General features: G+C 61.5%; 15 protein-coding genes. 7 read left to right on the forward strand and 8 right to left on the reverse strand.

Going from position 1 to position 13,425, the window contains the following annotated elements; genetic code table 11:
- Positions 1–22: 22 nt before the first annotated feature.
- The 5 genes from CAF77_RS26330 to CAF77_RS26350 form a co-directional block, all read right to left on the reverse strand.
- Complete coding sequence (locus CAF77_RS26330) at positions 23–1,372, reverse strand: APC family permease (RefSeq protein ID WP_085655674.1); 1,350 nt, start codon at positions 1,370–1,372, stop codon at positions 23–25.
- Positions 1,373–1,459: 87 nt separating this feature from the next.
- A complete protein-coding gene (locus tag CAF77_RS26335) occupies positions 1,460–2,212 on the reverse strand; it encodes an N-formylglutamate amidohydrolase (RefSeq protein WP_085655675.1) in 753 nt (250 codons plus the stop codon).
- Complete coding sequence (locus CAF77_RS26340) at positions 2,196–3,527, reverse strand: glutamine synthetase (RefSeq protein ID WP_085655676.1); 1,332 nt, start codon at positions 3,525–3,527, stop codon at positions 2,196–2,198. The genes CAF77_RS26335 and CAF77_RS26340 overlap by 17 nt, the downstream gene beginning before the upstream one ends.
- Positions 3,524–4,168: an isochorismatase family cysteine hydrolase gene (locus CAF77_RS26345; RefSeq protein ID WP_085655677.1), complete on the reverse strand. Its 645-nt coding sequence runs from the start codon at positions 4,166–4,168 to the stop codon at positions 3,524–3,526. The genes CAF77_RS26340 and CAF77_RS26345 overlap by 4 nt, the downstream gene beginning before the upstream one ends.
- 2 nt (positions 4,169–4,170) lie before the next feature.
- Positions 4,171–5,025 carry a MurR/RpiR family transcriptional regulator gene (locus tag CAF77_RS26350; RefSeq protein ID WP_007956246.1) on the reverse strand — a complete coding sequence of 285 codons (855 nt, stop codon included), beginning with the start codon at positions 5,023–5,025 and terminating at the stop codon, positions 4,171–4,173.
- 320 nt (positions 5,026–5,345) lie between these two features.
- Here CAF77_RS26350 and CAF77_RS26355 point away from each other — a divergent pair, with 320 nt between their 5' ends.
- Both CAF77_RS26355 and cobF read left to right on the forward strand, forming a co-directional pair.
- Positions 5,346–5,918, forward strand: a complete 573-nt coding sequence (locus tag CAF77_RS26355; RefSeq protein WP_085655678.1) for a histidine phosphatase family protein — start codon at positions 5,346–5,348, stop codon at positions 5,916–5,918.
- Positions 5,915–6,670 (forward strand): precorrin-6A synthase (deacetylating), encoded by a 756-nt coding sequence (cobF, locus tag CAF77_RS26360; protein WP_085655679.1) that lies wholly within the window; start codon positions 5,915–5,917, stop codon positions 6,668–6,670. Before CAF77_RS26355 ends, cobF begins: the two co-directional genes overlap by 4 nt.
- On the opposite strand, the gene ftrA is transcribed toward cobF, so the two are convergent.
- A complete protein-coding gene (gene ftrA / locus CAF77_RS26365; protein WP_085655680.1) occupies positions 6,639–7,628 on the reverse strand; it encodes a transcriptional regulator FtrA in 990 nt (329 codons plus the stop codon). The genes cobF and ftrA overlap by 32 nt on opposite strands.
- Positions 7,629–7,728: 100 nt before the next feature.
- Between ftrA and CAF77_RS26370 the strand changes: the two genes are divergently transcribed.
- The 4 genes from CAF77_RS26370 to CAF77_RS26385 all read left to right on the forward strand — a co-directional run bounded on the left by CAF77_RS26370 (position 7,729) and on the right by CAF77_RS26385 (position 11,220).
- A complete protein-coding gene (locus tag CAF77_RS26370) occupies positions 7,729–8,163 on the forward strand; it encodes a rhodanese-like domain-containing protein (RefSeq protein ID WP_085655681.1) in 435 nt (144 codons plus the stop codon).
- Positions 8,164–8,416: 253 nt separating this feature from the next.
- The gene (locus tag CAF77_RS26375; protein ID WP_007956251.1) at positions 8,417–9,196 is read left to right on the forward strand and encodes an ABC transporter substrate-binding protein; all 780 of its coding nucleotides are present in this window, start codon (positions 8,417–8,419) and stop codon (positions 9,194–9,196) included.
- Positions 9,197–9,324: 128 nt separating this feature from the next.
- Positions 9,325–10,437, forward strand: a complete 1,113-nt coding sequence (locus tag CAF77_RS26380; protein WP_085655682.1) for a succinylglutamate desuccinylase/aspartoacylase family protein — start codon at positions 9,325–9,327, stop codon at positions 10,435–10,437.
- A 66-nt stretch (positions 10,438–10,503) separates the two neighbouring features.
- The gene (locus CAF77_RS26385; RefSeq protein WP_085655683.1) at positions 10,504–11,220 is read left to right on the forward strand and encodes an alpha/beta hydrolase; all 717 of its coding nucleotides are present in this window, start codon (positions 10,504–10,506) and stop codon (positions 11,218–11,220) included.
- 3 nt (positions 11,221–11,223) lie between these two features.
- Here CAF77_RS26385 and CAF77_RS26390 read toward each other — a convergent pair whose 3' ends face one another.
- Complete coding sequence (locus CAF77_RS26390; protein WP_064384130.1) at positions 11,224–11,790, reverse strand: hypothetical protein; 567 nt, start codon at positions 11,788–11,790, stop codon at positions 11,224–11,226.
- An 85-nt stretch (positions 11,791–11,875) separates the two neighbouring features.
- On the reverse strand, positions 11,876–12,643 hold the full coding sequence (locus CAF77_RS26395) for a hypothetical protein (RefSeq protein ID WP_085655684.1): 768 nt from the start codon (positions 12,641–12,643) through the stop codon (positions 11,876–11,878).
- A 147-nt stretch (positions 12,644–12,790) separates the two neighbouring features.
- Here CAF77_RS26395 and CAF77_RS26400 point away from each other — a divergent pair, with 147 nt between their 5' ends.
- Positions 12,791–13,330: a chalcone isomerase family protein gene (locus CAF77_RS26400; protein WP_064382372.1), complete on the forward strand. Its 540-nt coding sequence runs from the start codon at positions 12,791–12,793 to the stop codon at positions 13,328–13,330.
- Positions 13,331–13,425 lie beyond the last annotated feature (95 nt).

Genomic DNA, 13,425 nt, shown 5'->3' on the forward strand with positions numbered 1-13,425 from the left:
TCAGACGCCGCTCTTTTTCTTGTCAGCCATTGCTCGGGTCAGGCAGCGCGGTACTGGCGCCGAGCTTGTTCAGGAAGAACAGGTACACCAGACCCAGTGCGATCCAGATCAGGCCGAGTTTCTGTGCATCGACGCCCATGTTGTACATGATGGCCGCGACGATGATGAAGCCGATCACCGGGCAGATCAGGTGACGGATCACCTGGCCGGATTTCTGCCGGCGCCAGTAGTAATTGATCACGGTCAGGTGCAGCAGCATGAAGCCGCTCAGGGCGCCGAAGTTGACCAGCGAGGTCAGGGTGTCCACCGAATTGATGAACAGGTAGCAGATCACCAGCGACAGCACGGCTACCAGATAGATGCTCAGGTACGGTGTGTTGTGTTTCGGATGCACCTTGGCCAGCACTTTCGGCAGCTTGCCGTCGCGGGCCATGCCGAACAGCAGACGCGAGACTGCCGCTTGCGAGGTGATCGCTACCGCCACGCCCCAGGCCAAAGCGGTCGCGACACCGGTCAGGGTCGCCAGCCAGCTGCCGGCAGCGATTTCGGCGATTTCATAGAACGCGGTATCGGCGGATTTGAAGCCCATGCCGGCTGCCAGATCGGTGGCGATCCAGGTTTGTGCGACGAAAATCACACCCATCACCACCAGAGTGATCAACGCCGCTTTGCCGACACTGCGGCCCGGATCGCCCTTGATCTCTTCGGCAAGGGTGGAGATCGCATCGAAGCCGAGGAACGACAGCACCGCAATCGAAACCGCTTGCATCAGCAGAGCGAAGTTGAAGGTTTCCGGGTGATACAGCGGCGCCAGGGTCAACTGGCCGTTGCCGCCACCGTTGTGCAGGGCATTCCAGGCGTAGAACAGGAAAATCCCCAGTACCACCAGCTGTGCCAGCAGGAACAGGATGTTCATGCGGGCGGTAAAGGTGATGCCGCGCAGGTTGACGAAAGTCGCGCTGACCAGGAATGCCAGAATGAAGCCGACCTTCGGGATGTCCGGATACAAGTGGTTGAGCGCCATCGCCGCGTACACGTACAGCAGCGGCGGAATCAGCAGGTAATCGAGCAGCATCAGCCAGCCGGCGATGAAACCGACATGTTGATTCAGGCCCCGCTGTGCGTAGGAATAGACCGATCCGGCAATCGGAAAGGCTCGCGCCATGCTGTCGTAGCTCAGCGCGGTGAAGACCATCGCCACCATGCCGATGATATATGCCAAAGGCACCATCCCCGGTGCCTCGGCATTGACGTAGCCATACACGCCGAACGGGGCGATGGGGATCATGAAGATCATCCCGTACACCACCAGATCGGTCAGTGTCAGGCTACGTTTCAACTCCTGTTTGTAGCCAAACTCTTCTATTTCCATGAAGCGCAACTCCTTGTCAGCCAATCGGTCGTTTTAGTTGTTATATCGGTCCGTCGTTTACAGCGTCAGCGGTGGTTACAACAATCCTTACAACAATGGAGCCAGATAATCCGCCCAGCGAGAAACCGCTTCCGGGCTGCGCAGCAGGTCATTGCGCACCTCGATCAACACCGACTCCAGGCCCCGGGCATCGCCGTGCACCGGCACGGTCATGTCGCCCAGCGGGTCGATCCTGTAGGGCTGGTTGCCGGCGACTTTCAACGGATGTCGCTCCAGACCGTCGAGCATCCGCTGGGCATAGGCCCTGGCCTGACCGAACAACACGCCGACTTCCAGCTCCCGCGGCTGGCCGTAGTACACCGGGGTGAAGCTGTGAATCCCCACCACCCGCACCGGCCGACCTTCGGCCAGACGTGCATCGATCAATTGCTGCAGCCGCGTATGAAACGGCTTGAACAGGCTCTGGCGACGGTATTCGCGGGTGGCCTCGTCAAGCTCACGGTTGCCCGGCACCTGATAGATCTCGCTCTGCGCCGGAATGCTGTCGAGCGCATGCCGAGGGCGGTTGAGGTCGATCAGCAGGCGCGAATAGTTGGCGCTCAACAGCGTGGCGCCCAGTTGCTCCGACAATTGCTCGGCCAGCGCCAGGGCGCCGATGTCCCAGGCAATGTGTTCGCGCGCCGCCGTGTCATCCAGGCCCAGATTGTTCAGGGCTTCGGGGATGTAGCGACTGGCGTGTTCGCACACCAGAATCAGCGGGTGCGTCGAATCTTCACGGCTCAGGTTGTAGACCGGTCGGGTGTACAACCCAAGCTCGGCGGATTCAGTACAGGCGTGCATAGTGCTCACACAGGTCAGCGGGCGAGAGCTGTTCCGTCAGCGCCAGTTCCTCGGTTTTAAGGGCGAAAAAGGTTTCGAGCAACACGCCAGGCAGCGCTTCGACCAGCGCTTCACTGCGACGCAGGCAATCCAGTGCCTGGGCCAGGGAGGCGGGCAGGGCGACGATGCCTCGGGCCTTGCGTTGTTCGTCATTGAGTGAATCGGGTATTTCATCAGTGATGGCGTTTAGCGCCAGACGCTGCTCAATGCCCAGACGCCCGGCAATCAACAGCACGGCCATCGCCAGATGCGGCGAGGCGGTGGCATCCAAGGCGCGGAATTCCAGGTTGTACTGCACTGCCACGGGTTTGCCGCCCAGGCTGACAGTCGGGCAGATGCGCAGCGCCGCTTCGCGGTTTTGCTGGCCCAGACAGGCGTAGGACGCGCTCCAGTGATGCGGTTGCAGACGTTCATACGACACCGGCGTCGGTGCAGTGAACGCGCACAGCGCCGGCAAGTAATGCAGCACGCCCGCCGCCCAGTGCTGACCCAGGGTCGACAGACCATTGCTGGTGCCGGCGTCGTAAAGCATCGGCTGACCGGCCAGGTCCAGCAGGCTGACGTGCAAGTGCACGCCGTTGCACACCGCGTCGGCGGCGGTCTTCGGTGCGAAGCTCAAGTCCAGGCCCATCTGCCGGGCGATTTCACGGGTGATCTCGCGCACGTTCACCGCGCGATCCGCCGCCGCCACGCCAAGGGCGGGACGGCAGGTGATTTCGTATTGATGCTTGCCGTATTCGGGCAGGAACATTTCCGGCTCGACCCCACCGGCGCGCAGCGCACTGAGCAGCCAGCCACCGAATTCCGCACCTTGGCGCTGGGCTTCGAGCGAGAAGGCCAGATGTTCGGCAAACCCGGCGTGCAGGTTGAATTCGTGTTCGAACGCGGCGTTGATCTGCAGGCCAAGCTCATCGCGATAGCGCTCGACCTCATTGCGCAGCAGGGTGCGCGGGCAGGCCGCCCATGGTCGGCCATCGGTTTCGCGGATGTCGCCATGGATGAAATCCAGTGCTGGCGCTGCGGCGTCCGGGCCGTTGCCGACCCTGACGCGGCTGGCCAGATCGGGAATCAGCCGCAGGTCGCCATAAGCGCCCCACGGACTGGTCGAGGCGATGATGTCCTGCGGCGTCAGCGCGCTGTTGGCGGGCACCCAGCCACAACCGGCGGCCTGATAGTGCTCCAGCTCATCGGTTGGAAACGAGCGACCACGGGTGACGCCGATCAGGTCGGTGGTGACGATGGTGGTCATCGGCAACGGCGACAGGCGTTCGCTCATGGCTGCATCTCCTGCAACCGGCCGAGCACGATGTCGGTGTCGGTGATCCAGCAGTAGCCCTTGATCGCATTCAGACAGGCGTCGTGGCGTGCTTCGGTGTACGTCGCGCAGGCGTCCGCCACCAGGGTGACGAGGTAGCCACGATCGGCGGCGTCGCGCACGGCCATGTCCACGCACTGGTCGGTGACGATCCCGGCGATGATCAGGTGACGGGTTTGCAGATTGCGCAGCACGTAGTCGATGTTGGTCGAGTTGAAGACCCCGGACGAGGTCTTGGGCAGCACGATTTCGTTTTCTTTCGGGGTCAATTCGGCGATGACCTGGGCCTGCGGGCTGCCCTTGGGCAGGTGCATGTCCGACAGTTTGTGATCCAGCGAGCGATCGCGGCCGTCGGCGGTCAGGCTTTCGATCAGGGTGTGCAGCACGTTCTGCCGTGTGTCGCGGAAGGCGTTAAGCAGTCGGACTTGATTGGGCACCACTTGCGAGCGCGTGCGGTTGAGGAAGTACGCGGCGTCCGGGCCTTCGAGGTGCGGGTCGAACTGTGGCTCGAGCCAGGCGCGCTGCATGTCCACCAGCAACAGGGCGGTGTGGTCGGTGACAAACGGCAGGTCCCGTGGCGAGCGATGGGGAAGGCTGAACATCCTTATTTATCCTCCAGCAAATGGGTGTCGAAGTCGTTGCGCAGGGCATCGATGCCTTCCAGGCGATCGGCCAGGTCCGGGCAACGCAGGGTCAGGCAGGCAATCAATGCCTCGACCTGGGCCAGCGCCGGGACCATGGTGTCGAACGGCGAGGCCGACTCCACCGGAGCGCTGATGATCATGTCGGCCAGTTCGCGCAGCGGCGAGGCATAGATGTCGGTGAACAGCACGACGCGGGCGTTGTTGTTCTTCGCCGCGCTCGCCACGCGCAAGGCCTGGGTCTGGTAGCGGCGATAGTCGAACACCAGCACCACGTCCTGACGTTGCAGGTCGAACAGGCGGTCGGGCAGTTGCGCGTTGTCTTCCAGCGCAAAGCAACCGGGGCGCAGCAGACGCAAATGATTGAGCAGGTAAGTCGCCATCAAACTGCTGAAGCGTCCGCCGAAGCAGTAGACCTGATGGCGGGTGTCGAGCAGCCAGTCGGCCAGGATTCGTACATCTTCCGGTTGGGTCAGGGCCTGGGTTTCGGCCAGCAGGTTATGGCTATGAGCCAGATAATGGCTCCAGGCATCGTCCTTGTTCTGATGCGAGCGCGGTTGCAACAGAGTGCGCGGCGAGCGCAGGCGATGGTCCATGTCGCTGAGCAGGGCGTCCTGGAATTCGGCGTAACCACCGAAGCCCAGTTTTTTCACCAGCCGCACGATGGTCGGATCGCTGACGCCGGCATGTTCGGCCAGGCGCGCCATCGGGCCAAGCCCGTTGCGTGGATACTGATCGAGCAAGGCGCGAACGACTTTGCGCTCCGACGGCGTCAGGTCAAGGCCGGGGTCGGTGATCAGGTCTCTGAGAGGGGGCATCCGGGCTCCTGCTGGATGGGGTGTTGAATTCGCTTCATAATCCGTTAAAACAGTATTTATGTAACTGACGCTACATGTCTAGTGAATTTTTCCGCGTTTAAACCAAGCCCCAAAATGGGGCGGGATGCCCGTAACGTAAGGGTTACACGGATGTCGATCAGTCTTGTAGTCCATTGCTCGTTGCGGTGTCAGACATTGCCGCTTTCACACACTCAAGACATCCAATCGACTTGCCCGGGGGCTCCCGGTTTACGGCACAATCACCGTTACATCCGCGAATTTGCCGATGACCATCCTGTCTTCCAGCCGAGTGACTTCCCGTGCAGACCACCCGTTTGACATTGATCTGCCATGCCAGAACCGTCGCACAAAAATTGGCGTGTTTTCCTACGAACGAAGCTGTTGAAGAAACGGCGTTGGCGTCCTGCTCGCTGGCTTCGCGTTTCGACACGGCATTCCGTCTGATTTGCGGCCCGGAATTGCGTACCCGCCAGACGGCGGCGTGGTTTGGCCATGAAACGCTCATCGATCAGGCTCTGCGTGATTGCGACTGGGGAGGCTGGCAAGGTCAGTCGATCAAGGCACTGCAACAGAACGAACCCGAGGCGTTGCAAGCCTGGCTCGAAGACCCACATGCCGCCCCTCATGGAGGTGAGTCGGTGGCGCAACTGCGTCAGCGGGTGGCGGCGTGGCTGGTTTCACTGCAAACCACACCGGGACACGTGGTGGCGGTCACCCATCCGTTCGTGATTCGTGCTGCCTTGATGCAGGTCGTGCAGGGTGAGGCGTTTCACAGCATCGATGTCGAGCCGCTGGCGGCGGTCGATCTGCGGTTTGCCGGACGCTGGCGGCTACGCTTGTCCGGCATGAGTGTGGAAGGAGCAGAGCCATGAAGCGATTGCTGGTGATCGGCATCGGTGCCGGCAACCCGGATTACATCACGATGCAGGCGGTGAAGGCGCTGAACCGGGTGGACGTGTTTTTCCTGATGGACAAGGGCCAGAGCAAGGACAAGCTGATCGAGCTGCGGCGGGAAATCTGCGAGCGCTACATCGCCGATCGTACCTACCGCTTCGCCGAGGCCCACAGCCCGGAACGCGAGCGCGGCGAGGTGGACTACAGCGCCAGCGTCGATGATCTGAACCGCGCCAAGCAGCAAACCTTCGAACGCCTGATCAATGACGAATTGGCTGACGGGCAGTGCGGCGGTTTTCTGGTGTGGGGCGATCCGGCGTTGTACGACAGCACAATCCGTATCCTGCAGGCGATTCTGGCCTCGGGGCGATGCGAGTTTGAATTCGAAGTCATTCCCGGCATCACCAGCGTTCAGGCGCTGGCGGCGCAGCACAAGGTGCCGCTGAACAGCATCGGCCGCTCGATTGAAATCACCACCGGCCGACGCCTGGCGGCGGGGCAGGTAAGTGACACGGACAGCCTGGTGGTGCTGCTCGACGCGGAAGATTCCTACCACCAAGTGGCAGATCAGGAGACAGAGATTTACTGGGGCGCCTACCTCGGCACGCCGGATGAAATCCTCATCCATGGCAAGCTCGGCGACGTTGCCGATGAGATCGAGCGGGTACGCAAAGCCGCGCGGGCCGAGCATGGCTGGATCATGGACACCTACCTGTTGCGCAAGCCTTGACCTCACGACCGAAGCGCTCGCGATACACCGAAGGTGGCACCCCGACCACGCTGCGAAACGCCACACGAAAGCTTTCCACTGAACGATAGCCACAGCGCAGGGCGATCTGCTCGGTGTTCTGCGGCGTGCTTTCCAGCAATTCCCGGGCTCGGGCCAGACGCTCGTGTTGCAGCCACGCTTTGGGGGACTGGCCGCTGGCCTCCGTGAATTTGCGCAGGAAGGTGCGTTCGCTCATCGCCGCTTCGCTGGCCAGATCGCGCACTTCCAGCGGTTCGTGCAAGCGCTCGCGGGCCCACTGCATCACGCGTGACAGGTCGCTGCGCGGTGTCGGGCTGACCGGTGTCGGAATGAACTGCGCCTGACCGCCGGTGCGCTGCGGCGACATCACCAGCCGTCGCGCCACCGCGTTGGCGATCTGCGTGCCGAAGTCCCGCGCTACCAGATGCAGGCAGGCATCGATCCCGGCTGCGCTGCCGGCCGAAGTAATCAGTTGGCCGGAATCGACGTACAGCACGTCCGGATCGACATCAATGGCCGGGAAGCGCTCGGCCAGCTCCGAGGTGTAGCGCCAGTGAGTAGTAGCGCCACGGCCGTTGAGCAATCCGCTGGCCGCCAGAACAAACACGCCCGAACAGATCGACAGCAACCGGGCGCCGCGGGAATGGGCATCACGCAATGCTTCAAGCAAGACTTCCGGCACCGGTGCATTGCGGTCGCGCCAACCGGGAATGATGATGGTGCGCGCATCCGCCAGCAGCTCAAGACCGCCATCGGCCAGCACCTGGATCCCGCCCATGGCGCGCATCGGGCCTTGATCGACCGCCGCAATGCAGTGCTCGTACCACGGAAAGTCGAACTCCGGCCGGGCCAGGCCGAAAATCTCCACGGCAATGCCGAATTCAAATGTGCAGAGGCCATCGTAGGCCAGAATCGCGACCAATCCAGGTGAATCAGGCATTTGGCGGAAAATTCCCGGTGAGTGTCTTGTGCGCCACTGTAGCCGCAAGCGGCGGCTCGATAAAGTCTGTTCATCCCCACAGACAAAGGAGTGATTCAACATGCCCAGCCTGGTTCGTGAAATTCCTGCCGCCCCTTCGGCCATTGCCTTGATGCATTTCAGCAACCGTCTGACCTTCGAAACCGATTGTTCCGACGTCTTCAGCAGCCAGGAAGCCGGTGATGTCGACTTTGTGCTGGTGGACGTGCGCGGGCCGTTGGCCTACGAACGTGGTCATGTGCCGGGAGCGATCAATATTCCGGGGCGTTTGCTGACGGCGGAAGGGCTGGCGAACTACCCGAAAAACACACTGTTCGTGGTTTATTGCGCCGGTCCCCACTGCAATGGCGCCAACAAGGCCGCGGTGAAGCTGGCGGCGCTGGGTTATCCGGTCAAAGAGATGATCGGCGGGGTGACCGGTTGGCTGGATGAAGGCTTTCAGTTGAGCGTAACGGCACCGCGCGTCGCCACTGCCCCGATCGCTTGCGATTGTTGATAGCCGGAAAGTTGCCGCTTCGGCGGCACTTTTGTCGGCTTTGTCCTACAACCCGCGCACCGCTCTGACGCACACTTTTCCCAGGTGATGGCACTCGCCGATTTTCTGTAAGTATTTGTCGCTTAAAAACAATTTGCCCCGTGCGCGCCGCCATAGACTGCCGGCCACTTCGGTTTCTTTGCGCTGTACAGCCCTAGGCCGAACCTGATAATCGAAAGCTGCCAATAAAAGCCTCCGCACACGGGAGTAATAAATGAAAAAGCTGGTTATGTTCGGTGCCCTGGCACTGTCGATGTTGTCCCTGACCGCCGTGGCCGAAGACGCCAAGCCGATCCGTATCGGTATCGAAGCCGGTTACCCGCCATTCTCGATGAAAACCCCTGACGGCAAACTGGCCGGTTTCGACGTGGACATCGGCGATGCGCTGTGTGAGCAGATGAAAGTCAAATGCACCTGGGTCGAGCAAGAGTTCGACGGCCTGATCCCGGCGCTGAAAGTGAAGAAGATCGACGCGATCCTGTCCTCGATGACCATCACTGACGACCGCAAGAAAAACGTCGATTTCACCATCAAGTACTACCACACCCCGGCGCGCTTCGTGATGAAGGCAGGCTCCGGCGTGAAAGACCCGCTGGTCGAGCTCAAAGGCAAGAAAGTCGGCGTGCTGCGCGCCAGTACCCACGACCGCTATGCCACCGAAGTACTGGTGCCGGCCGGCATCGAGCTGGTGCGTTACGGCTCGCAGCAGGAGGCCAACCTGGACATGGTGTCCGGTCGTATCGACGCAATGCTGGCCGACTCGGTCAACCTGAGCGACGGCTTCCTGAAAACCGACGCCGGCAAAGGCTTCGAATTCGTCGGCCCGACCTACGAAGACGCCAAGTACTTCGGCGGCGGCGCCGGTATCGCCGTGCGTAAAGGCGATACCGAGCTGGCGGAAAAATTCAACACCGCCATCAACGAAATCCGCGCCAACGGCAAGTACAAGCAAGTGCAGGACAAGTACTTCGACTTTGACGTATACGGCCATTAATACGCCGTAGAAAAAAGTGGCCCCGTTGATGCGGTGGCCACTTTTTTTTCGCCCGTGATTTATCCTGTCAGCACATTTTCAATGCGGTCATTGCCCCGGCAGCGACCACAGAATTCCCGGAGTTCCCCATGCGACGCATCGACCATCTTCTGCCCTGGAACCACCTGGGCAGCGAACGTTCCCTGAGCGTGTTCCGTTACGGCGCCGGCCCGCGCAAGGTCTACATCCAGGCCAGCCTGCACGCCGATGAACTGCCGGGCATGCGCACCGCGTGGGAACTGAAAAAACGCCTGGCCGAGCTGGAAAGCAACGGCCAGTTGCAAGGCGTGATCGAACTGGTGCCGGTGGCCAACCCGATCGGCCTCGATCAGCATCTGCAAGGCAGTCACATGGGCCGTTTCGAACTGGGCAGCGGCAAGAACTTCAACCGCTCCTTCGTCGAACTCAGTGCGCCGGTGGCCGAGCGCATCGGGAGTCAGTTGGGCGGTGATGCCCAAGCCAACATCGCGCTGATCCGCCAGGCCATGGGCCAGGTACTCGATGAACTGCCAGCCCCGGCCTCGCAACTGGAAGCACTGCACCGTCTGTTGCTGCGCCACGCCTGTGAGGCCGACATCACCCTCGATCTGCATTGCGACTTCGACGCCGCAATTCATATTTACGCACTGCCGCAGCACTGGCCACAGTGGCAATCCCTCGCCGCACGGCTGAAGGCTGGCGTGGCGCTGTTGTGTGAAGATTCCGGCGGCAGTTCGTTCGATGAATCCTGCTCCTCGCCGTGGTTGCGCCTGGCCCGAGCCTTCCCGAACGCGGCGATTCCACCGGCCAACCTCGCCACCACCCTGGAGCTGGGCAGCATGGGCGACACCCGCGTCGATCAGGCTCAGGCCAACTGCGAGGCGATCCTGGGCTTTCTCGCCGAACAGGGCTTCATCAGCGGTGAATGGCCAACAGCGCCGGAAGAATGCTGCGAAGGCATGCCGTTCGAAGGCACCGAATACCTGTTCGCACCGCACCACGGCGTGGTGAGTTTCCTGCGTGATGCCGGTGAGTGGGTTGAGCGCGGCGATGCGCTGTTCGAGGTGGTCGATCCGCTGAACGACCGCGTGACCACCGTGCGCGCCGGCACCAGCGGCGTGTTGTTTGCCATCGATCGCGGTCGCTATACCCAGCCGGGCATCTGGCAGGCGAAGGTGGCGGGGCGTGAGCCGATTCGAGTCGGGAAACTGATCAACGACTGACACCCCATCCTCCGGATCACAGTGTTAGGCTCTGCCCCGAACCCTGCACTGTGTGAAGGAAGGCTTATGTTGAAGGTGTTTGCGCTGTTGACGCTGCTCGCGTCCACTGCCGTTCAGGCTCAGACCTCGCTGCAAAACGATCTGCCGCTCGACTACCTGGCCCAGGTGCACCCGGACGCCGAACAGCGTCCGCTGGTGATTTTCCTGCATGGCTATGGCAGCAACGAAGCAGACTTGATCGGTATGAAATTTCAGCTGCCCAAGCAGTACAACTACCTGTCGGTGCAGGCACCGATGGCGTTGGGCGAAGGACGTTATCAGTGGTTTCGCAAGAAGGGTGAAGGTGCCTACAACGGCGAGACTGATGATCTGAAGGCCAGCAGCCAGAAACTGCGGGCCTTTATCGCCGCAGCGGCGCAGAAATATCACGCGCAACCGGAGAAGGTGTACCTGATCGGTTTCAGCCAGGGCGCGATGATGACCTACGAGGTCGGGTTGCGGCAGCCGGCGGCGGTGGGTGGCATTGCGGCGTTGAGCGGGCGGCTGTTGCCGGTGCTCAAGAGCGAGCTGAAGTCAGAGCAACAGCATCCGCCGCTGGACATCTTCATCGGCCACGGCACGGCGGATGACCGGGTGCCGTACAGCGGTGGCACCGAGGCCGATGCATTGTTGCAGAAGCTGTCGTACAAACCGCAATTTCATGCCTATCCCGGCGTCGGCCACAGCATCAGCGCGGCCGAGCTTCGGGATTTGAACGACTGGTTGCAGCAACTCAATCCCTGAGCATCACTTTTCCTTGAGGATGGTTTTCACCAGTGCCTCGTGACCGCTCTTGTCGCTGGCCCGGGAAATCACCTGGACCAGCGCCATGCGCGTGCCTGAACCGGCCAGCAACGTGGTGTTGAGGGTCTGGCCGCCGCCCTGGGTGGCGGTGCTGTCGACCTGACGCAGGCCCAGGCCATTGCCTTTGCGGGTCAGGCTCTTTTCACTGAGCTTGTTGAAGTCCGGCAGGGCCTTGCGTTGGGCGTCGATGAAATCGGAGACGGTGCCGTCCAGAAACGCACTGTCGTTGTCCTTGACGTTTTTGCCTTCGGGAATCTGGTTTTCGGCGACGATGACTACAGTCTTGGTGGCGTCGTTGCTGTACATGGTGCCCTTGGCGCCGGTCGGACCGGCCGGCAGCGGGTCGCCGACAAAGCCCTTGGGCAGGACGAAACTGAATTTGCCTTCCAGCATCGAGACTTTTTCGGTGACAGCCTTCTCTTTGGCCTTGGCTGCCTGAGCATTCATGGCGCCGAAACCGGCCACCGCCGCCAACAACAGGACGACGGCTTTCTTGCTAAGCAATGACATTTGAATCTCCGAAGATGGTCGCGCTTGGGCGGCGATCATCCCATGGAGCGTGCCCGGCACTCCAGCGCGGTTTGTCCGGCCGGGGTCAGTTCGGCGCCGGCGCCGGTTTGGCCAGCAGTTGTCGGGTGACGCCCAGCATCGCCACCGAAACGGCCACTGCCACGCCGAAGCCGGCGAAGCCCAGGCCTGGAACCGTAAGCGCCAGCACCAGACAAAACGCCGAAAACGAATACATCCCCGTCGCTGTCGCCCGCAACAACGCGGCGGTAAACGCCGGGCCACGGGTCTGCTGGGAAAACACCGCCATCACGCTGCCCAGTACCGGGAACACCGCGAGCAGACCGCTCCAGCGCTCGCCGACGGTGCTGGCCAGCATGGTTACCACCAGCGTCAATGCGGCTCCGGCGATCATCCGCCAGACCAGTTTGTCCGATTTCGGCGCCGGGCCGCTGACCACCGGTTGCACCTTGGGAAACAGATGCGGCGCGGCGAGGAGGGCGGTTGCGGCGGCAGCGACCGAGAAAGGCAATGACGCGGGAATCAGCGACAGAATCAGCGCCAGCACGGCCCAGACCGATAAGGAAACCACCAGCGCCAACGGCCAGTTCGCCCGCTGCGCCACCTGCGCATAAGTGATGCAAAACGCGATCATCGCAAACATGGCCGACAGCGCCGCCACCGCCGATTGCGCGGCAAACGCCGGGCCCTGCTCAATGGCGAGGAAAAACAGAATCGGCCCGACCACCACCGGCAACCCCGACAGCCACCCGGCGACACTCGGGCCCCAACGCTTGCCCGCGAGGGAAATCAGCAGCAGGAAACCGGGAATCAGCAGCAGTTTAAGGATCAGCACGCAGGTGTCTCCGTCGGGGGCAGTGGAGCCACGTTAGCATTGTCATTGGCGGATTGCTGTATATGCATGCAAAACATGTATACAAAATAACAGGCGTGATAGCGGACTATGCTGTGAGTGTCAGGGTTTACCGGAGTCGATACCGCGATGAGCAATACACCGAAGTTGTTGCGTGGATGCTGCGGTATCGGCTTGTGGGCCTTGCTGCTGACACCGACCTGGGCTAGCTGGCAGGACGCAGTCCCCGGCGCGCAAATCATCGGCACCGGCGATTTCAGCGTGTTCGGCTTCGACGTCTACAACGCCCGGTTGTGGAGCGCGGCGCGACCGCTGGCCGACGGCCAACCCTTTGCCCTTGAGCTGATCTACCGACGCTCCATTTCCCGCGACGATCTGGTGAAGGCCAGCGTCGACGAGATCAAGCGTCTGGCCGGTTCCTCCCTCAGCCCGGTGAAATTGGCCGTGTGGCAAACCCAGATGCAGCAATCATTTGTCGACGTGCAGGCCGGTACGCGGATCACCGGAGTGTATTTGCCGGGCCAAGGTGCGCGGTTCTTTGTCGGGCAGCAGTTGCAGCATGAAATTAATGATCCGCAGTTTGCCCGGGCATTTTTTGACATCTGGCTTGACCCGCGAACTCGCAGTCCCGAGCTGCGCCAGCAATTGCTGGGCGACGCCAAACCCTGAGTCCATCACATCGGCGCTTGGGCGCGCCGACTGAAACGTCTAAGCTGCGCCTTTCGACTTGTTTCTGGATGTGTTCGTGAAATTCAGTTTGCCCA

Source organism: Pseudomonas sp. R15(2017), assembly GCF_002112685.1.
Taxonomy (GTDB): domain Bacteria; phylum Pseudomonadota; class Gammaproteobacteria; order Pseudomonadales; family Pseudomonadaceae; genus Aquipseudomonas; species Aquipseudomonas glycinae.

Bases quoted from the DNA above. Each gene is read 5' to 3' on its own strand.
- CAF77_RS26330 (WP_085655674.1), bottom strand. From the start codon at position 1,372: ATGGAAATAGAAGAGTTTGGCTACAAACAGGAGTTGAAACGTAGCCTG.
- CAF77_RS26335 (WP_085655675.1), bottom strand. From the start codon at position 2,212: ATGCACGCCTGTACTGAATCCGCCGAGCTTGGGTTGTACACCCGACCG.
- CAF77_RS26340 (WP_085655676.1), bottom strand. From the start codon at position 3,527: ATGAGCGAACGCCTGTCGCCGTTGCCGATGACCACCATCGTCACCACC.
- CAF77_RS26345 (WP_085655677.1), bottom strand. From the start codon at position 4,168: ATGTTCAGCCTTCCCCATCGCTCGCCACGGGACCTGCCGTTTGTCACC.
- CAF77_RS26350 (WP_007956246.1), bottom strand. From the start codon at position 5,025: ATGCCCCCTCTCAGAGACCTGATCACCGACCCCGGCCTTGACCTGACG.
- cobF (WP_085655679.1), top strand. From the start codon at position 5,915: ATGAAGCGATTGCTGGTGATCGGCATCGGTGCCGGCAACCCGGATTAC.
- ftrA (WP_085655680.1), bottom strand. From the start codon at position 7,628: ATGCCTGATTCACCTGGATTGGTCGCGATTCTGGCCTACGATGGCCTC.
- CAF77_RS26370 (WP_085655681.1), top strand. From the start codon at position 7,729: ATGCCCAGCCTGGTTCGTGAAATTCCTGCCGCCCCTTCGGCCATTGCC.
- CAF77_RS26375 (WP_007956251.1), top strand. From the start codon at position 8,417: ATGAAAAAGCTGGTTATGTTCGGTGCCCTGGCACTGTCGATGTTGTCC.
- CAF77_RS26380 (WP_085655682.1), top strand. From the start codon at position 9,325: ATGCGACGCATCGACCATCTTCTGCCCTGGAACCACCTGGGCAGCGAA.
- CAF77_RS26385 (WP_085655683.1), top strand. From the start codon at position 10,504: ATGTTGAAGGTGTTTGCGCTGTTGACGCTGCTCGCGTCCACTGCCGTT.
- CAF77_RS26390 (WP_064384130.1), bottom strand. From the start codon at position 11,790: ATGTCATTGCTTAGCAAGAAAGCCGTCGTCCTGTTGTTGGCGGCGGTG.
- CAF77_RS26400 (WP_064382372.1), top strand. From the start codon at position 12,791: ATGAGCAATACACCGAAGTTGTTGCGTGGATGCTGCGGTATCGGCTTG.